The organism is Bradyrhizobium hereditatis (assembly GCF_020329435.1).
In the GTDB taxonomy this organism is placed as follows: Bacteria; Pseudomonadota; Alphaproteobacteria; order Rhizobiales; family Xanthobacteraceae; genus Bradyrhizobium; species Bradyrhizobium hereditatis.
This window is the reverse complement of record NZ_JAGKJK010000005.1, coordinates 466368-484750: the sequence shown is the minus strand read 5'-3', so window position 1 is coordinate 484750 and position 18383 is coordinate 466368. Positions and strand designations below refer to the sequence as shown.

20 protein-coding genes are annotated in these 18383 nt (G+C 63.4%); 11 read left to right on the top strand and 9 right to left on the bottom strand.

Annotated elements, in window-relative coordinates; translation table 11 throughout:
* Window positions 1-7: 7 nt before the first annotated feature.
* Window positions 8-415 carry an Hsp20/alpha crystallin family protein gene (locus J6524_RS15050; protein WP_225671728.1) on the bottom strand — a complete coding sequence of 136 codons (408 nt, stop codon included), beginning with the start codon at window positions 413-415 and terminating at the stop codon, window positions 8-10.
* A gap of 296 nt (window positions 416-711) precedes the next feature.
* Between J6524_RS15050 and J6524_RS15045 the strand changes: the two genes are divergently transcribed.
* Together J6524_RS15045 and J6524_RS15040 are read left to right on the top strand one after the other, a co-directional pair.
* A complete protein-coding gene (locus J6524_RS15045; RefSeq protein WP_225671726.1) occupies window positions 712-1287 on the top strand; it encodes a hypothetical protein in 576 nt (191 codons plus the stop codon).
* Between the two features lie 174 nt (window positions 1288-1461).
* Entirely contained in the window at window positions 1462-3537 is a 2076-nt protein-coding gene (locus tag J6524_RS15040; protein ID WP_225671724.1) for a methyl-accepting chemotaxis protein, read from the top strand.
* A 101-nt stretch (window positions 3538-3638) separates the two neighbouring features.
* Here J6524_RS15040 and J6524_RS15035 read toward each other — a convergent pair whose 3' ends face one another.
* The 4 genes from J6524_RS15035 to J6524_RS15020 all read right to left on the bottom strand — a co-directional run bounded on the left by J6524_RS15035 (window position 3639) and on the right by J6524_RS15020 (window position 5960).
* Window positions 3639-3959, bottom strand: a complete 321-nt coding sequence (locus J6524_RS15035; RefSeq protein WP_225671846.1) for a cupredoxin domain-containing protein — start codon at window positions 3957-3959, stop codon at window positions 3639-3641.
* Between the two features lie 11 nt (window positions 3960-3970).
* Window positions 3971-4492 carry a DUF4142 domain-containing protein gene (locus J6524_RS15030; protein ID WP_225671722.1) on the bottom strand — a complete coding sequence of 174 codons (522 nt, stop codon included), beginning with the start codon at window positions 4490-4492 and terminating at the stop codon, window positions 3971-3973.
* 222 nt (window positions 4493-4714) lie between these two features.
* Complete coding sequence (locus tag J6524_RS15025) at window positions 4715-5398, bottom strand: RNA polymerase sigma factor (RefSeq protein ID WP_225671843.1); 684 nt, start codon at window positions 5396-5398, stop codon at window positions 4715-4717.
* 199 nt (window positions 5399-5597) lie between these two features.
* Window positions 5598-5960 carry a nuclear transport factor 2 family protein gene (locus J6524_RS15020; protein WP_225671720.1) on the bottom strand — a complete coding sequence of 121 codons (363 nt, stop codon included), beginning with the start codon at window positions 5958-5960 and terminating at the stop codon, window positions 5598-5600.
* A gap of 234 nt (window positions 5961-6194) precedes the next feature.
* Here J6524_RS15020 and J6524_RS15015 point away from each other — a divergent pair, with 234 nt between their 5' ends.
* Window positions 6195-7352 (top strand): alpha/beta fold hydrolase, encoded by a 1158-nt coding sequence (locus J6524_RS15015; RefSeq protein WP_225671718.1) that lies wholly within the window; start codon window positions 6195-6197, stop codon window positions 7350-7352.
* Window positions 7353-7408: 56 nt separating this feature from the next.
* Here the strand turns inward: J6524_RS15015 and J6524_RS15010 are convergent, their stop codons facing one another.
* Together J6524_RS15010 and J6524_RS15005 are read right to left on the bottom strand one after the other, a co-directional pair.
* On the bottom strand, window positions 7409-7759 hold the full coding sequence (locus J6524_RS15010; protein ID WP_225671715.1) for a RidA family protein: 351 nt from the start codon (window positions 7757-7759) through the stop codon (window positions 7409-7411).
* Between the two features lie 148 nt (window positions 7760-7907).
* A complete protein-coding gene (locus J6524_RS15005) occupies window positions 7908-9566 on the bottom strand; it encodes an FAD-binding dehydrogenase (RefSeq protein WP_225671713.1) in 1659 nt (552 codons plus the stop codon).
* A gap of 287 nt (window positions 9567-9853) precedes the next feature.
* On the opposite strand from J6524_RS15005, the gene J6524_RS15000 reads away from it, so the two are divergent.
* From J6524_RS15000 to J6524_RS14980, 6 genes are all read left to right on the top strand, one after another.
* Window positions 9854-10324 carry a hypothetical protein gene (locus J6524_RS15000; protein WP_225671711.1) on the top strand — a complete coding sequence of 157 codons (471 nt, stop codon included), beginning with the start codon at window positions 9854-9856 and terminating at the stop codon, window positions 10322-10324.
* Window positions 10325-10589: 265 nt separating this feature from the next.
* Window positions 10590-10715 carry a hypothetical protein gene (locus J6524_RS37365; protein ID WP_283812108.1) on the top strand — a complete coding sequence of 42 codons (126 nt, stop codon included), beginning with the start codon at window positions 10590-10592 and terminating at the stop codon, window positions 10713-10715.
* A 22-nt stretch (window positions 10716-10737) separates the two neighbouring features.
* A complete protein-coding gene (locus tag J6524_RS14995; protein WP_225671709.1) occupies window positions 10738-11328 on the top strand; it encodes an SCO family protein in 591 nt (196 codons plus the stop codon).
* A gap of 91 nt (window positions 11329-11419) precedes the next feature.
* Window positions 11420-12325, top strand: a complete 906-nt coding sequence (locus J6524_RS14990) for a transporter substrate-binding domain-containing protein (protein WP_225671706.1) — start codon at window positions 11420-11422, stop codon at window positions 12323-12325.
* Window positions 12326-12503: 178 nt separating this feature from the next.
* Complete coding sequence (locus J6524_RS14985; protein WP_225671704.1) at window positions 12504-14144, top strand: lysine--tRNA ligase; 1641 nt, start codon at window positions 12504-12506, stop codon at window positions 14142-14144.
* 416 nt (window positions 14145-14560) lie between these two features.
* Window positions 14561-15343, top strand: coding sequence for a class II aldolase/adducin family protein (locus tag J6524_RS14980; RefSeq protein ID WP_225671702.1), 783 nt, complete (start codon window positions 14561-14563; stop codon window positions 15341-15343).
* Between the two features lie 68 nt (window positions 15344-15411).
* Here the strand turns inward: J6524_RS14980 and J6524_RS14975 are convergent, their stop codons facing one another.
* Together J6524_RS14975 and J6524_RS14970 are read right to left on the bottom strand one after the other, a co-directional pair.
* Entirely contained in the window at window positions 15412-15927 is a 516-nt protein-coding gene (locus J6524_RS14975; protein WP_225671700.1) for a mismatch-specific DNA-glycosylase, read from the bottom strand.
* A gap of 1 nt (window position 15928) precedes the next feature.
* Entirely contained in the window at window positions 15929-16582 is a 654-nt protein-coding gene (locus tag J6524_RS14970) for a S24 family peptidase (protein WP_225671698.1), read from the bottom strand.
* Between the two features lie 296 nt (window positions 16583-16878).
* Between J6524_RS14970 and J6524_RS14965 the strand changes: the two genes are divergently transcribed.
* Together J6524_RS14965 and J6524_RS14960 are read left to right on the top strand one after the other, a co-directional pair.
* Window positions 16879-17223, top strand: a complete 345-nt coding sequence (locus J6524_RS14965; RefSeq protein ID WP_225671696.1) for a DUF952 domain-containing protein — start codon at window positions 16879-16881, stop codon at window positions 17221-17223.
* The gene (locus tag J6524_RS14960; protein WP_225671694.1) at window positions 17220-18317 is read left to right on the top strand and encodes a quinone-dependent dihydroorotate dehydrogenase; all 1098 of its coding nucleotides are present in this window, start codon (window positions 17220-17222) and stop codon (window positions 18315-18317) included. The genes J6524_RS14965 and J6524_RS14960 overlap by 4 nt, the downstream gene beginning before the upstream one ends.
* Window positions 18318-18383 lie beyond the last annotated feature (66 nt).

Genomic DNA, 18383 nt, shown 5'->3' with positions numbered 1-18383 from the left:
CCAACTCTCAAATGGACTTGGCAAGGCGCAAGCCGATGCAGCCGTGGGCGGCAAAGCGGGTAATCGTGTAGCTGCCTGACGGCAGCCGAATGCGACGCTCGAAGCGCCCTTGAGGGAGCTCAAGCCGCAGAATGCGAGCCTCGCGCAGTTCTGCGGGAAGCGTACGGCGCCCGCTCACCACAAGCGTCCCGTTCTCGATCACTGCTTCGACTTCGTTCGGATCGACGCCCGGTAACGCGATCAGAATGAAAATTTCGCGATCTGTCTCCAGCACATCGGTGGGCGGCTCCCAACATGGCTCGCGCGTGCCTGCCAAAGGCTGCAGGTTCAGGAACTGCTGGTGGAGGCGTTCGGCCCGGGCGAGCGTCTCGATCGCGTCAGACAGCATCCAGTTGATTGGATCGTTCGGCGCCATACCGCTCCTCCGTTACATCGATCCCATCGCTTGCTTCGAGCTGAAACAAAGATAGCTAGAATCCGCACCAAGGCGACGGAATAAGTCTCTGTCACGTTCACAGTTCCGAAATCGATCAAATTGCCGTGGAGAAGTGATTGCTGTCCAAGACATCCGGGCTGAGCGGGCCGAACGCAGCGCTTTGCGTGTCTGTCGGAGCGTTTGCAGGGCATCCACGGGACGAACACGACCATCTGGCTATCTCGGCGATTCCCGAAGGAATTCGTGCTATCTACAGGGCCATAGATGGAGCAGCCATGAAGCAGGCGATCACTTCCGCTGACGCTTCCCAGAAGAACCTCTTCATCGTCGCCGCTGGCGGCCTCGTCTCGGGCATTCTCACGTCCCTGCTGCCGGCGTTGGTCGACAACATCGTCGGCATTGGCAGCAGATTTCCGCTCGTGCAATTGCGCATTGCATTGATCGCGGTGCCATTCGCCGTGCTCGTCTGCATTCTGGTTCGGCGCTTCAGCACCAATCGCGGGTGGGCGGCGCTGGTTGCCGCCGTCGTCACCATGATCGCTTTCGTCTGTGCGGTGAATGCGGCGATCCTCGTCGAGGGCAATACCGGCGATGCGCCGCGGATCATGCGCTATCTGCTCGCCGGTTTGACCGGCGGTCTAGTCGGCACGGTGGTAATGGCGCTCGGGATCGGGCTGTTGCCGGCTGGGTCGCGGCAGCCGGCGCAGTGGTGGCCGATGCTGATCACGGGCGCGCTCGCAGGCACGCTGCTCGCGCTCGACGATGCACTCGGGCTCGACAAGATCTCATTCCTCTATCCGGTGTGGCAGGCGGCGGTGGCGGTGCGGCTGGCGGTTGTGCTGCGATCCTGATCGCTCATCGTTCTCCGCAGTCTCAATCGAGAACACCGACTCATTCCGATCGCGCGATAGTCGAACACAGTAGTTATACGGAGCCGGCACGATCGTTCCGAGCCGTCTGCATTAAGGCGGCTTTAGCCGAGTTCTGTGCACGTTGGCGGCTCCTTAACCCAGCGGAATCTCAATATGCGGATTGGTCGGCTTTTTGCGTTGTCGATGTTGTCGGTGACAGTCCTGGCGGTCATCCTTGGCGCCGGGGCGCTCATCCCGCAATACCGCACCTTCGCCAGCAAGAGCGAGGCGATCAAGACCGTCGACGCTTACGGGGCGGTGCTGGCGGTTGGCCAGCAGGTTGCCGGCTACCGGGCGCCGTATGTTGGGCCGCTGTTTCAGGAAGCCGCAGCGACGCCGGCGCAGATCGAGACCGCTGCAAAAGCGGTGCAGGCGGCCGACGCAGCATTCGCGAAGGCGCGCACCATCGTCGGTGCGCTCAATGATGGCGCTGCGCTCGTGCAGGGACTTAACCAGGCGGCCGCCAAGCTTGGCGAGGTTCGCGCGGCCAGCGATCGCGCGCTGGCCTTGCCGATGAACGCGCGTGATCCCGCCGATATCAAGGGCTTCCTACCAGGCATTGCCGCGGTCGTCGGAATTATCGAACCGCTGCTAAACCGGCTGGAAAACCAGGTGGCGATGGCGGATGCCTCGCTGACCGCGCTGCTCAATGTCGCGCGTACCGCGCAGGACCTGCGGATCTCGGCCGGCGGCCGCGCTGCCACCATGTCGCTGGCGATCAGCACGCGCAGGCCGCTGACGGCGGCTGAAATTTCCATCGCCGACCGCGCCCAGGGTCGCGTCGATCTCGACCGCGAGCGGATCGAAGCCGGCGTCGACCAGATCGGAAGTCCGCCGCGTCTTGCCAAGGCGATGAACGACGCCATCGAGGGCTATTTCGGCAAGGCCGCGCGATGGCTGGAAAAGGAGATGGCGGCCGGGCGCGCCGACGGCAACTACGCCATCAACGCCAACCAACTCGCCGGCGCGATCGTGCCCGCAGTGCAGGCCTTCTTCGCGGTCCGCGATGCAGCACTCGCTGAAGCCGCCGAGCGCATCGGCGCCGCCCGCGATGCGGCGCTCACCATGCTGGCGTTGGCGGGCATCGCCGTCGTGGCGCTGCTCGGCGTGCTCGCCGGCGTCACCGTGATGCTGCGCCGGCGCGTGGTCACGCCGCTGGCGAACCTGACCGGCGTCGTCGGCGAACTCGCTGCCGGCCGACATGACGTCTCCATTCCGACCATCGGCCGCTCCGATGAAATCGGCGACATGGCAGGGTCGCTGCAGGTTTTCAAGGACGCCCTGATTGCCAAGAAGGCCGCCGACGAGGCAGCCGCCGTGGAAGCAGATGCCAAGATCCAGCGCGGCCAGCGCGTCGACCGGATCACCAGCGATTTCGAAGCGATGATCGGCGATATCGTCGAGGTCGTGTCGCGGGCCTCGACCGAACTTGAAGCCTCCGCCGGCACGCTGACGGCGACCGCCGAACGTGCTGAGGAACTGACCGGCGTGGTCGCGTCGGCTTCGGAGGAAGCCTCCACTAATGTGCAATCGGTCGCATCCGCCACCGAAGAGATGGCCTCCTCGGTGAACGAGATCAGCCGTCAGGTGCAGGGCTCTGCTAGAATCGCAGGTGAGGCGGTGGAGCAGGCGCAGAAGACCAACGACCGCGTCGCTGAGCTCGCCAGGGCCGCTGCCCGGATCGGCGACGTCGTGGAACTGATCAACACCATCGCCGGCCAAACCAATCTGCTGGCGCTGAACGCCACCATCGAGGCCGCGCGGGCCGGCGAAGCCGGGCGAGGTTTTGCCGTGGTGGCGTCCGAGGTGAAGGCGCTGGCCGAGCAGACCGCGAAGGCGACCGGCGAGATCAGCCAGCAGATAACGGGCATCCAGGCAGCAACCCAGGAATCGGTCGCGGCGATCAAGGAAATCGGCGACACTATCGGGCGGATGTCGGAGATTGCCTCGACCATCGCCGCCGCAGTCGAAGAGCAGGGTGCGGCAACACAGGAAATTTCCCGCAACGTGCAGCAGGCTGCGCAGGGCACGCAGCAGGTTTCCGCCAACATCGCCGACGTGCAGCGCGGCGCCAGCGAAACGGGATCCGCCTCGGCTCAGGTGCTCGGCGCGGCGAAATCGCTGTCCGGCGAAAGCGAGCGCCTCAGGCGTGAGGTCGGCAAGTTCCTCAGCTCGGTGCGGGCAGCCTGAGCCGTCTAGCGGTTTCAGGACTGCAGGGGTGCGCGGGGTAAGCCGCAGGATGCCCAGCGTCGGCGGGTCTCGCGTTCCCGCCTCTTTCATCCGCAAGACCGCTAGGGCGCGATCGTTAGCACCGCCTTCATGTTCGGATGAAAGCGGCAGTAATATTCGACGGTGCCGGCCCTGGTCAGGACTGACGTCACGGCCGTTTTCGGCGGCATCATCACGTCGAAGTCGCCGTTGTGCGCGGTCGCGGTATGCACGAACACGTCGGTGTTGATCCATTGGATGGTGTCGCCGACCTTGGCCGAAACCTCGGCCGGCGCGAACACCAGATCGGTCGTTGTGATCTGTATAGTCGCCGCCAGCGCCCGGGCAATCATCGCGCCGAACAACAGGACAGCCACGATTGGCAGATAGTATCCCGAGCGCATCACGGTGACCTCTACTTCAGCTTGGCGGCGACTTGTTCGGCGTGCTGCTGGTGGCCCTGAAAGATCTTCAGGCCGGTCTGCAACAGGCTTTTCAGCTCGGCATTGCTGGCTGACGGAATCAATTGCGTCTCCAGCGCGCTGTTGACGGCCTTGTGGTACGCGACCTCGTTGGCGACGTATGCCTTGTCGTATTCGGCGCCTTTCAGCTTGTCGAGTTCGGCGAGCTTGTCGGCGGCCTGCTTGGACAGCGTCTTACTGGTGTCGTTGTCTTCCGGCGTCACCTTCAGCTTCTTGACGAGGTCGAGCGCCTGCTTGTTCACGGCCTCGTGGTCGCGCACCATGTCCTGTGCAAACGACTTGACCTCCTTGTTGCTGGCTTTCGCGATCGCCTGCTTGGCGGCGTTGATGTCGATGACGCCGGCGGTGTAGGCGATATGCGCGATCTGCGGGTCGGTAGGTTTTGCGCCTTGCGCCAGCGCGGGGCTGCCGAGAAGGCTCAACGCGGCGATCGCCGCGCTCAATCGAATGAACATGTCTGACACTCCTGTGGCGCGGCGAGCCGCGCGTTGTTGATGCACAGGAGTTGGATGGTGGAGGCGCGTCGAGGTTCCGGGAAAATTACCGTTGCTGCGGCATCGAGGTCTGCATGGTTCGAGACGCACGGCTTCGCCGCGCTCCTCACCATGAGGGTCACGGTCAGACCTCATCCTGAGGAGCCGCGCAGCGGCGTCTCGAAGGATGAAAGCCCAGCTGCCTCAGTACCCCAGCCGCTTCAACACGGCATCCGTCAGCCGCTCGCAGCGCCGGCCGGCAAAGGGAAACGCTTCCATCACCACGGGCCCGATCTTCTGCTCGACGATGTCGCGCAGCATGGTGCGGGCGCGGTGCAGCCGGCTCTTCACCGTCTCCGGCTTGAGGTCAAGAATCTCGGCGGTCTCCTCCACATTCATCCCCTCGATCACGCGGGTGATGAAGACGAGACGGAATGCCTCCGGCAATTCATCGACGGCATGCTCGACGACGGCTTGAATTTCACGCTGGGCCATGGATTTTTCCGGATCGTCTGAGGCGGCGAGGGGAAACTGGATGATCTCTGCTTCGATTTTGCCTGGCGGCAGCGCGTCCAGGTCCACGGCAGGCCGCTGGCGGCGCAGGCGACCCAGCGCCTCGTTCATCGCAATCCGCGACAGCCAGGTCGACAGGCTGGAATCGCCGCGAAAATCTTCCAGATGGGTGAGGGCGCGAACATAAGCTTCCTGGACCACATCCTCGGCCTCGGCGTCATTGCGCAGGATGCCGCGGGCAAGGCGATAGAGCCTGCGGTTGTTCCCCTGCATGATGGCGCGAAAGGCGGCCTCATCGCGGGCGCGGGCGCGGCGCACCAACTCGGCGTCGTCGGTGTCGCGGGGAGCGGTCTGCGGTAAACGTGCCTGGCGCATGATGTCCACCAATAACAGGGTATTGGGGGTTGGATGCGGCAGGAGCCATCAGGTTCCCGAAAATATTTCCGCTGCGTAGGGTGGGTTAGGCGAAGCCGTAATCCACCATCTCGCCAAGAAATCGGTGGGTTACGCCTTCCGCCTTCGCTCGTTGAGCTACGGCGGACGCGGTCGGCTAACTACCCCACCTACGCTTTCATTACGCCGCCGGCACCTGATCGAGGAACCCGGTGATGCTGCGGATCTGGCCGTCGCTAAGCACGGCGAAATCCGTTCCCTTGATCGGGCTGTCGCCGCCGTCGGGGCCGAGGCCCCAGGAGAAGCGAACGTGGTCGCCAAATCCGTTGGGCTCGCCGATCAGCTTGAACTTGAAATCTGGAAAGCGCTGCTGCACGCCCGCGATCAGCGCGTCGACGCCATCATGACCGTCGCCGCTCATCAGCGGATCGATATATTTCGCGTCGGCTGTCCAGTTCGCCGCCAGCATCTCGCGACGGCGAGCCGGGACGCGCTCGTTCCACAGGTCGATATAGTTGCGGGCAATGCCGTGAAAGTCGGTCATGAGTATCTCCTTCGGTTATGCCGCATTGATCGGCTGACCGACTATCGGAAATCCGCGTGCGCCATTCGATTACCTCTGAGGTCAAGAATTGTCGGATCGTGCCGGTACCCTGATCAATGATCGGGCTGGGGCCCGCGCCGGATTTGGCGTAAAAGCATGATCTCGACCTTTTCGGTTCATAGGCAAACGTCAAGGCTTGGCTTGCCGTCCTCCTCATCGTGGGGCGATCGATCGGTGGCAGAAGAAACCAAGGCGCCGAAGCAGCATGCGGACGCCGACTGGGCGCAGCAGGTGTGGCTGTGGCCGTTCAAGGCCGCCGGTTTGGCGCTCGACAGCTACATGCAATGGTTCGTCGATCAGAAGCCTGCGCCCTCGCCCGCGCCGGATCAGACGCCGCTTGCCTGGACCACGCCGAACGCGGTGGTGCTGCAACTTCAGTCGATGCGGTTGCGGAAGTTTTCGCGAGGGAATACGGCGCAGCAGCCAGTTCTCGTCTGCGCCCCGTACGCGCTGCACGGGGCGCTGGTCGCGGACTTCGCACCGGGCCATAGTCTTGTCGAGGCGCTGCAACGAGACGGCATGAACCGCGTCTTCGTAACGGACTGGCGTTCGGCGACGCCGGAAATGCGTAACCTTTCAATCGACAATTATCTTGCCGAACTCAATGTGGCGATCGACGAGATCGGCGCGCCGGTCGATCTCGTCGGCCTGTGCCAGGGCGGATGGCTGTCGCTGGTCTATGCCGCGCGCTTTCCCGGCAAGGTGCGGCGGCTTGTGCTGGCTGGTGCCCCCATCGATATCTCCACGCCGTCAGAGCTCTCGAAGATGGTGGCCGCACTTCCGCAGCAGGCTTTCGAGCAGATGGTACGGCAGGGCAACGGCATCGTCAGTGGCGAGCATATGCTGCGGTTTTGGAACATTCCGTTCAGCCAGCAGAATGTGGAGGCAACGCTCCAACGGAATCTCGGAGACGGATCGGACGAGGCGAAGCGGCTGCTGGATCGTTTCGAGCGCTGGGATCGCGCGACGTTGGATTTGCCCGGGTTCTATTATCTCGAAGTGACCGAGCAGGTCTTCCGGCAGAACCTGATTGCAAGAGGCCGCTTCGTCGCGCTCGGCCGCAGGGTCGATCTTGCCGAGGTGCGCGTGCCGATCTTCCTGCTTGCCGGCGACGACGACATCGTCGTCCCGCGCGATCAGGCGTTAGCAACGGTGCCCCTGCTGGGCACGCCACCGGCGTTGCTGGAGCGGGTCACCGAGCCGTGCGGTCATCTCAGCCTCTTCATGGGACAAAAGGTCTTGAGCCAAACCTGGCGCGGGATCGCGCGCTGGCTTCAGGCCGATCTCGGCGGCGTCGCGGGCGCGAGGAATCAGCGCGTGAAGCGCAAATGAAAAGCCCCGGATTGCGGTGGCAATCCGGGGCAGCGAAAAATCTTGCGACAGATAGGTTACTTCGCCGCGATCACCATAATCTCGACGTTGTACTGTGGTGCCGCGAGCTTGGCCTCGACGGTGGCGCGCGCCGGCGTGTTGCCGGCCGAAACCCAGGCGTCCCACACTGCGTTCATTTCGCCGAACGTCTTCATGTCGGTGATGTAGATCGTGGCTGACAACAGCTTCGACTTGTCGGTGCCGGCTTTCGCGAGGTGGCCGTCGATGATCGAGAGGATGTCCTGCGTCTGCTCGGTCACGCTCTTGCCGGCCGCCTTGCCGGCGACGACGCCCGCGAGATAGACGGTGTTGCCGTGGACGACGGCCTGGCTCATGCGAGGTCCGGTTTCGAAGCGCTGGATGGTCATATTGTTCTCCTGATAGGGGGCGGCGGCTTCTTAGCGCGCCGACGCCTCGAGGGCTACTGCGTTATTTGCATCGCCCGTCCGCGCCATTACCCCAACGTAAGCAAGACGTGGATGGCCGCGGACGAAGCCGGGCCATGACGGCGAGAAATCAGCCCACAGCCTTCGCCGCCGCACGTCCTGCATTGCGGCCCGAGAACAGACAGCCGCCGAGGAAGGTGCCTTCCAGCGAGCGATAGCCATGCACGCCACCACCGCCAAAGCCGGCGGCTTCGCCCGCTGCATATAGCCCTTTGATGATCTCGCGGTTGGTGCCGAACACGCGCGAGTCGAGATCGGTCTCGAAGCCGCCCAGCGTCTTGCGGGTGAGGATGTTGAGCTTCACCGCGATCAGCGGGCCGTGTTCGGGATCGAGAATCCTGTGCGGCTTTGCTGTGCGGATCAACTTGTCGCCGATATAGCGCCGCGCATTGTGCAGGTTCATCACCTGCGCATCCTTGACGTAAGGATTGGTGATCTCGCGGTCGCGCGCCTCGATCTGTGTCTTGATGTGATCGACTTTAAGCAGGTCGTTGCCGGCGAGCACGTTCATCGCACTGATGAGGTCGGCGAGATTGTCGCGCACGATGAAGTCGGCGCCGTTCTGCTTGAAGGCTTCCACCGGCGCGGGTGCGCCTTTGTTGGTGGCGCGCTTGATCGTCATGCGCCAGCTCTTGCCCGTGAGGTCGGGATTCTGTTCGGAGCCGGAGAGCGCGAATTCCTTCTTGATGATGCTCTGGGTCAGGATGAACCAGGAATAATCGTAGCCGGTCCCCATGATGTATTGCAGCTGGCCGAGCGTGTCCGACCCCGGGAAGAGCGGCGCGGGCAGGCGCTTGCCGGTCGCGTCGAACCACATCGAGGACGGGCCGGGCAGGATGCGGATGCCGTGGCGCGGCCAGATTGGGTTCCAGTTACGGATGCCCTCGACGTAATGCCACATCCGGTCGCGGTTGATCAGCCGCGCGCCGGCGGCTTCGGTGATGCCGATCATGCGGCCATCGACATGTTCGGGCACGCCGGAGATCATGAATTTCGGCGGCTCGCCAAGGCGCTTCGGCCAGTTTTGCCGGACCAGATCGTGATTGCCGCCGATGCCGCCGGAGGCAACGATCACCGCCGGCGCGCGCAATGCGAAATCGCCGACCACTTCATGCGACGAGCTCTTGCCGCGTTCGACGTTGTCAGGTTTGAGCAGCGCACCGCTGACGCCTTCGACCGCGCCGCCCGTCATCATGAGTGTGTCGACGCGGTGGCGAAACTTAAACGTTAACCGGCCTTTTTGTTGCGCTTCTCGCGCGCGCCGCACGAATGGCTCGACGAGTCCGGGGCCGGTGCCCCAAGTGACGTGAAAGCGCGGCACCGAATTGCCGTGGCCCATCGCGTCATAACCGCCGCGTTCGGCCCAGCCGACCACCGGAAAAATACGGTGGCCCATCGCGCGTAGCCATTCGCGCTTTTCGCCCGCGGCAAACGCGACATAGGCTTCCGCCCATCGCTTCGGCCAGTGATCGTCGTCACGATCAAAGCCTGCCGTGCCCATCCAGTCTTGCAGTGCGAGATCGAACGAATCCTTAATGCCGAGCCGGCGCTGTTCGGGACTATCGACCAGAAACAATCCACCAAAAGACCAAAAGGCTTGTCCGCCAAGGCTTTGCTCGCCTTCCTGGTCGACGACAATGACGCGCTTGCCGGCGTCTGCGATCTCCGTCGCCGCGACCAGTCCGGCAAGTCCAGCGCCGACCACGATTACGTCTGTGTCGTGAGTCACTGTTTCCTCCCCCGTGCTATTTTTGATTCAAGCCCGCGTCCTCGCGCGCGGTCAACGGCAAACGGATTCTTGCCTGTGACCGCATCGCCACCTCGACGAGAGTCGCTTGTTCCGGTTTGGGACCTTTACGCGCGGAGGGTGCAGCGGCCAAGCAACACTTAATTTGAATTTGTTTTGACTAGCTGTGTCTGCCTAGACAAAATCACGTTCTCAAACGACGCTACCTCCTGTCTTGCATCACGAAGACGATCGGATTCGGTTTCGACACTTTGGACTGGGGCTGGGATATGAAGCTGGTGACGGGGTTGCTTGCCGCGGTGCTGCTGCTGGCGGGGATGGGGGCGAGTCAGGCGGTAGTGCGGATAGCCGATGATCGCGGCGGGCGGATCGGCACCTACGTCGACAAGTACCAGGGCCTGCGCTCCTCCGGCGAAACCGTTATCATCGATGGCCTGTGCGCCTCCGCTTGCACCATCGTGCTCGGCGCGGTTCCGCATGACCGGATTTGCGTCACCTCGCACGCCAATCTCGGCTTCCATGCTGCCTGGGATTTTGGCGCCAACGGCCGTGCTGTCACCAACGCCGAGGCGACGCAGATGCTTTATTCGATGTATCCGCCGCCGGTGCGCAGATGGATTGCGGCGCGCGGCGGCCTGACCCAGCGCATGATCTTCCTGCGCGGCAAGCAACTGCAGGCGATGTACAAGCCCTGCTATCTTGACGCCCAGGCCTCCACCAACAAGCCAGCGTCACGTTAAGCGTGCCAAGCAGTGACGCTGTGGCCGGGCAAAAGCGCGAAGCGCGTCTTCGCGCAGATGTCCCGGCCATTTGCTTTTGGTGCACCTTTCGCCCGGCGGTGCCTCCGCAGGACGTGATTTCAAGGCTCCGCAGGACGTGATTTAAGGCGCGGCCATTCCGCTTGCCTGCCCCGGGAACTGGCCCTATCTGAACCCCATGGTTCAGCCGATCTCCACGCAAGCCGGAACGATGGCGGCGACCCCGCGTCAGGGCAGGGTGGCATCCATGATCGTTTGGGGTGCTGCCGGCCTCGGCGCGCTGGCCGTGCTCGGCGCGGCGGCATTGTGGTTCCATTACGGCACCACGGTGTTTTTCGAGATGATCTCAGCCGGCATCTCGGCCTGCTTCTGACATGGCGCAAAGGAAATCGACGATGGACCGAGCCATTCGCCCGCTGGTGATTATCGCTGCCTTCGCCGGCAGCCTCGCGGTCGGGCTGCTGATCATGCTGTGGGTAATGGGCGGTTTGAAAACCGTGACCGCGCCGGCGGCGATCGGCGGGCCGTTCCAACTGGTCGACCAGGCCGGCCGGACCGTCACCGAGCAGAACTTGAAGGGCAAGCCGACGCTGATCTTCTTCGGCTTCACCCATTGCCCCGACGTCTGCCCGACCGCGCTGTTCGAGATTTCGGAAGTGCTGAAGGCGATGGGCAGTGATGCCGACAAGGTGAATGCCTGGTTCGTCTCCGTCGATCCTGAACGCGATACGGCCGCGGCGATGAAGGACTATCTCTCCAGTTTCGATCCGCATCTGAAGGGGCTGACCGGCGATCCCGCCGCCGTGGCCAAAGTGCTTTCGGCCTACCGGGTTTACGCGCGAAAGGTCCCGCTCAAGGATGGTGACTACACCATGGATCATACTGCGCTGATCTATCTAATGGATCGTAACGGCAATTTTGTCGCGCCCTTCAACCTGAAACGGACGCCTGAGGAAGCCGCCAAGGACTTGAAGCGGTATCTCTGAAGGTCAGCCGACCAGCCGAAAGCCGAAAACGGCGCTCGCATCGCAGGCCGGATGGTCTATAAGGCCGTGAAATTCCGTTAGTTTGCCGACGATGCCATATCTTACCGCCCCGTTAACCATTGCAGGACTGCATCGCGCTGGCGGCATCTGGCTGATCGCGTTCGCATTGCTGTTCGCGGGCGGTGTCCCGGCTCCGGCCCAGACCCAGCCCCGCCCGGCGGTAGAGGCGGCGCCGCAGGCGGTGCCTGGGTTCTGGGATCCGCGCCGGCGCCCGGACCGGCCCGATATGTCGCGCCTGACCGTGATCCGGTTCCTGACCGAGACCGATTACCCCCCGTTCAACTTCACCGGCCCCGACGGCAATCCCGCCGGCTTCAATGTCGACCTGGCGCGGGCGCTGTGCGACGAGATCAAGATCTCCTGCACCATCCAGATGCGCCGGTTCGAGACGCTGGTCGACGCGATCACCAGCAACCGCGGTGACGCCATCATCGCCTCAATGGCGGTGACGCCCGCCTTGCGCGCCCGGCTCGATTTCACCGATCCCTATTATCGTGCGCCGGCGCGCTTCGTGTCGCGGCGCGAGGCGGTGATGCCGGAGATTCGGCCCGAATATCTGGAAGGCAAGAAGGTCGGCGTCATCGCCGGGACCTCGCACGAGGCCTATCTCAAGGCGATGTTCACCGACGCCGAGATCAAGTCGTACCCCAACGACGATGCACTGCGGCTGGCGCTCCGGCGCAGCGAGGTCGATTTCATCTTCGGCGACGCGATCTCGCTAGCGTTCTGGATCAACGGCACGGATTCAGCCGAATGTTGCGCGTTCTCGGGCGGCCCCTTCGTCGAGAGCCGCTATTTCGGCGAGGGCATCGGCATCGCCGTCCGCAAGGGCAACGATCTCCTGCGGACCTCGCTGAACTGGGCGCTGTTCCGTATTTGGGAAAAAGGCCGCTTCACCGATCTGTGGCTGCGGTATTTTTCGATCAGTCCGTTTTGACGCGCGGTCATTCCGGGATGGTGCGCAAGCACCAGACCTCAGGTGTGCAATTGCACACCAGGGAATCTCGAGATTCCGGGTTCGCTTCGTGCCCCGGAATGACGGCGAAGACGCCGTCATTTTGCATTTTCGCCCGGAAGCGCTAGTTTCCGCGGCTTCCGGAGAGAGCCTTTAAAAAATGTCCGTTATCGATCTTGCCTCCAGCCCGAGCGACCTGCGTGCGCTTGCCGAACAATCCAATGCCTGGCCCTTCGAGCAGGCCAAGGCCATTGTCGCGCGGCTGAAGAAAAACCCGAAGGACGAGGTGCTGTTCGAGACTGGCTACGGTCCGTCGGGCCTGCCGCATATCGGCACCTTCGGCGAGGTCGCGCGCACCACCATGGTGCGCCACGCCTTCCGCGTGCTGACTGAGGACAAGATCAAGACGCGGCTGCTCGCCTTCTCCGACGACATGGACGGCCTGCGCAAGGTGCCGGACAACGTGCCGAACAGGGAGCTGTTGGAGCAGCATCTCGGCAAGCCCTTGACCAAGGTCCCCGATCCCTTTGGCACCCATCCAAGCTTCGGCCAGCACAACAATGCGCGGCTGCGCGCCTTCCTCGACCAGTTCGGCTTCGACTATGAATTTGCGAGTTCGACCGAGTACTACGCCTCGGGCAAGTTCGATGCGGCGCTGCTGCGCATGCTGGAGCGGCTCGATGCGGTCATGAAGATCATGCTGCCGTCGCTTCGCGAGGAACGCGCCGCGAGCTACTCGCCGTTCCTCCCCATTTGTCCGCGCACCGGCATGGTGCTGTATGTGCCGATCGTCGAGCACGATGTTAAGGCCGGAACGGTCTCCTACGACGATCCGGAAACGAAAGAGCGCGTCACGGTCCCGGTGACCGGCGGGCATTGCAAGCTGCAATGGAAGCCGGACTGGGCGATGCGCTGGTTCGCGCTTGGCGTCGACTATGAAATGGCCGGCAAGGACCTGATCGATTCGGTCAAGCTATCGGGCAAGATCTGCTCGGCGCTCGGCGGCACGCCGCCGGAGGGCTTCAATTACGAGCTGTTCCTCGACGAAAAGGGCCAAAAGATCTCGAAGTCGAAGGGCAATGGCCTCACGATCGACGAATGGCTGCGCTATGCCTCGCCGGAATCGTTGTCGCTGTTCATGTACCGCGAGCCGAAGGCGGCGAAGCGGCTCTATTTCGACGTTATCCCGCGCAACGTCGACGACTACCAGCAATTCCTCGACGGCTTCACGCGGCAGGAGGCGCGGCAGCAGTTGCAGAATCCTGTCTGGCACATCCATTCGGGCAAGCCGCCGAAGGTCGACATGCCTGTCACGTTCCAGCTTTTGTTGACGCTGGTGTCGTCGTCGAACGCGGAGAACGCCGAAACGCTGTGGGGCTTCATCGGCCGCTATCGCCCGGGCGTGACGCCGCAGACGCATCCGAAGCTCGATGCCATGGTCGGCTACGCCATCAACTACTATCGCGACTTCGTGGCGCCCACCAAGCAGTTCCGCGAGCCGACCGCCGGCGAGCGCGCTGCCCTACAGGACTTGCGCGATGCGCTGTCGCAGTTGCCGGCAGGCTCAAGCGCGGAGGAAATCCAGAATGTGGTCTATGAGATCGGCCGACGCGAGCCGTTCCTGGATCCGGTGAAGAAGGGCAAGGACGGCCGGCCCGGCGTCTCGCTCGACTGGTTCAACATGCTCTACCAGGTGCTACTCGGCCAGGAGAAGGGGCCCCGCTTCGGCTCCTTCGTCGCAGTGTACGGCGTGTCGAATGCGGTGAACATGATCGACGGCGCATTGGCAAGAAGCGCGTAGGCGCCGCACCAAAAGTCATCAGGCGCGGGCTTGCCGCCTCCGCTAAAGCTTCGGCGCGCCGCACGGGATAGCCGCGGCGAAGCCTTTGGCGTAGCCGGCACCCGCGCATCCATCTTGCTTGGCAAGACTCCTTTTGTTGATGGATTGCCGGGTTGAGCCCGGCAATGACAGCTCGATCAAACCGACTGCAGCGCATAGCGGCGGCTGTCCTTCTGCCGTGCGGGCGTAAGTCGAAATTCCGCAGGTGTTGCGGCGCGAAAGTCTAGCAGCTGAGGCGGTTAGTGGCCGCAAACCGGGATGGCAGGCCCGCCGCAATTTCAACCACGGCCGCGCCGGATTGCGCTACACTGCCGCGCATAACAGCCATCAAAGCTCCGCCGAGGGGCAGGCCACATAGCGGATCAGGGAGAACGCGCATGCAGTTCAGGGTTTCGCCGAAGTCGCTCAGTGAGTACAGCGCCGAGGAATGGCAGGCGCGGGTCGATCTTGCCGCCGCGCACCGGCTGGCCTTCATCCAAGGGTTTTCCGAGGGCATCTTCAACCACCTGACCTTCGTGGTGCCGGGCAAGAGCGATCGCTACTACCAGATCCCGTTCGGCACGCATTGGTCCGAGGTCACCGCATCCTGCTTCATGGAAGTCGGCATCGACGACGGCGAGGTCAAGAGCGGCGAAGGCGAGGTGGAGCGCTCCTGCTACTGCATCCATGCGCCCATCCACAAAGCGCTGCCGAAGGCGAAAGCGGTGTTTCACACCCACATGCCGCATGCGAGCGCGCTGACGCGGCTCGAAGATCCCCGCATCAAGGAGATCGGCCAGACCGAGGTCGGGCTATCAGGAGCCATCGCCTATGACGACGAATATACCGGGCCTGCGCTCGATCCCGCGGAAGGCGCGCGGCTCGCAAAAGTCATCGGCGACAAGACCGTGCTGTTCATGGCCAATCACGGCATCACTACGGTCGGCGCCAGCATCGCGGAAGCCTACGACAAGCTCTATTACGTCGAGCGCGCGGCGCAGGTGCAGATCTATGCGATGTGGACCGGGCAGCGGCTGAAGCAGTTGCCGGCGCCGGTCGTCGAAAAGACCCGCCGCGATTACATCGACGACCATCTCTACAAGAGCCCGACCCCGGCCGAGCGGCATTTCGCGGCGCTGAAGCGGATGCTGGATCGCAAAGAGCCTGACTACGCGACGTAAGTTTCGCGTCGTGGTCTTGCCGTCGTCCCTGCGTTTGCGTTCGCAGGGGCGACGCAATGGGCAGTTCGTCACTCCGCCGCTCTCACCTCTTCCGCAAATCGGTGCCAGACTTCCGGCCGCCAGCTTCCATTGGCCGCGCCCGAAGTCGACGGCAATATCCACACCCTGGTATCGCCGATCACTTCACGCTGTTCGCCATAGTCGCGCTTGCCGTCGAAGAATTTTTGTCCGGCCGTCTTGCTTGTGAATGCGAGAAACTGCGGCCGAAATGTCACGATCGAATTGTTCAGCCGCGCGCGATCTGCTGCTGTCAGTCTTGGCAGCGTCGCGCGGTCCATCCCTGCCCCCGCTTTCACCAGATCCGTCAAACCAATTCCATGTTGCAGCAGGCTGCGATACTGACGAGGCTGCAGCTGCTCCGGCGTCAGCCCCGTCTCGTGGATGATCTTCCAGAACTTGTTCTGCCGGTGGGCGTAGTAGGCCCGCTCGGCGGCGGACGTTGTTCCCGCCGCGGTACCGCACAACACGATGCGCAAGGAATGCTGCAGTAGATCGCTGAGCACATCCGTCACGAAAGCGGCCATCCTATTGGCTCGCCCACACGATCCTTGCGATCCAGGCGACGTCGTCGGCGTTCAGCGTGCGATCGGCCTGTGCAGAGTTCAGCGACTGGAGTTCCAGCGTCCTGGTGGTCCGCCGCTTCAATTCCTTGACCATGACTTCGCCGTCCGACGTTTTCAGCACCACGCGATCGCCGCGCCGGATCGGCGTGCCCGGTGACACCACGATGATGTCGCCGTCGCGGTAGGTGGGCTTCATCGAATCGCCTGAGATCTCCAGCGCATAGGCGTGCTCGTCGCTGGCCGACGGCAGCGCCACCTCGTCCCAGCCCTTGCCGGAGGGGAAGCCGCTCTCATCGAAATGACCGCCGCTGCCGGCCTGCGCCAGCGCGAGCAGCGGGACCGATTGGTTGCCGCGCGCGCCGTCGCCGATCAACTGCACGAAGGTGTCGATCGAAGAATTCGTGGCGGCCAGCGCCTTGGACAGGGATTCGGTCGAAGGCCAGCGCTCGCGGCCGTCGGCGGTGATGCGCTTGGATTTGTTGAAGGTGGTGGGGTCGAGACCGGCGCGCTTGGCAAGGCCAGAGGGCGACATGCCGGCGCGTTCCGCCAGCCGGTCCAGCGCGGTCCAGACCTGGTCGTGGGTCAGGATACGTTGTGCCTTGGACTGCCTGGCCATCGAAAATCCCCGAAGCGGTATAGGAATTATTGCCTGATCCGGCCGGTTTGCGCAAATCTGGCCCAGCGTTTTCGAGCGAAAGCGTGCCCCGGACCTGATCCGGGGCGGACACCGGTTCGGTGAAAACGCGTCAAAACCAGAAACTGACATTCGGTTCTGATGAAATCAGAACCGAATAAGCGCCGCGCCATGCCGCTGTTGCGCTTGAGTTGGAGGGCTGCCGCCTTTACGGTCGGCCGCCAGCCCGGCCACCTCCGGGAGATCCCAAGCGACTTAAACGACAAGCCCGGAACGCCGTGCCCACGATCTACAAAATCACTCCCGCCTCGGCCTGGCGCGAGGCCGAACGGCAGGGTGTCTACCGCGGCAGCGCGGATGATCTGCGCGACGGCTTCATTCATTTCTCCACCGCCTCGCAGGTCGCCGAGACGGCGCGAAAGCATTATTTCGGGCAGACCGGCCTGTTCCTGGTCGCGGTCGATGCGGACGCGCTCGGTGACGCGCTGCGCTGGGAGCCCTCGCGCAACGGCGAACTGTTCCCGCATCTCTATGGCGAGCTCGATCTCGGCGCGGTGATCGAAATCCTCGACATGCGCGCGCGGTCCGACGGCACGCACGATATTCCGGAGCTTGCGCCGTGATCCGCGCCTTCGACGCCTTTTCGCTGCCGCTGCTCCGTTGGTTCGATCCGGAGGATGCGCACCGCATGGCGATCCACGGCCTGCGGCTGCTGCCGCCTGTCAAGCCGCGCGCCGATGACCACAAGCTGGCGGTGCGCGCCTTCGGCCTGAATTTTCCCAATCCGATCGGCATGGCCGCGGGCTTCGACAAGAGCGCGGAGGTGCCCGACGCGCTGCTGCGGCTCGGCTTCGGCTTCGTCGAGATCGGCACGGTGACGCCGAAGCCGCAAGGAGGCAATCCGCGGCCGCGGCTGTTTCGCCTCGAACGCGACGAAGCCGTGATCAACCGCATGGGCTTCAACAATGACGGCGCTGAAGCCGCGCTGCGCCGCCTCGCCGCGCGCGCCCATCATGGCGGCATCGTCGGCGTCAATGTCGGGGCCAACAAGGACTCGCCCGACCGCGTCGCCGATTACGTCAAGCTGATCGAGACCTTCGCGCCGGTTGCGAGCTATTTCACCGTCAACGTCTCCTCGCCGAACACGCCGGGATTGCGCAATCTGCAGCAATCGGCGGCGCTCGACGATCTCCTCGCCAAGGTGATCGATGCGCGCGAGCGCGTGCGCAGGAATGCCGGCGATTCGCCGGTGCTGCTGAAGATCGCGCCGGATCTGAGTTTGACCGAACTCGACGACGTCGTGCACATCGCGCGCTCGCGCGGCGTCGACGGCATGATCGTCGCCAACACCACGCTGGCGCGACCCTCGAGCTTGCGCGAGCAGGCGCGAGGGAAAGAGCAGGGTGGATTATCCGGGCGACCGCTGTTCCGCCTGTCGACGCGGATGGTGGCGGAGACTTATGTCCGCGTCGAAGGCGCATTCCCGCTGATCGGCGTCGGCGGCATCGATTCCGGTGGCGCCGCACTGACGAAAATCCGCGCCGGCGCCAGCCTGATCCAGCTCTATTCGTCGCTGGTCTACAAGGGGCTTGGCTTGGTGGGTGACATCAAGAGCGATCTTGCATCGACGCTGCTGCGCACGGGCCGCGACTCGCTGTCGGAGATCGTCGGCGCCGATGCGGCGACGATCACCGCCGAGGACTGGCCGGTGAGGTAGATTGTAGCCCGGATGAGCGTAGCGATATCCGGGGCTACACTAACCTTCGTCCCGGATGTCGCTTCG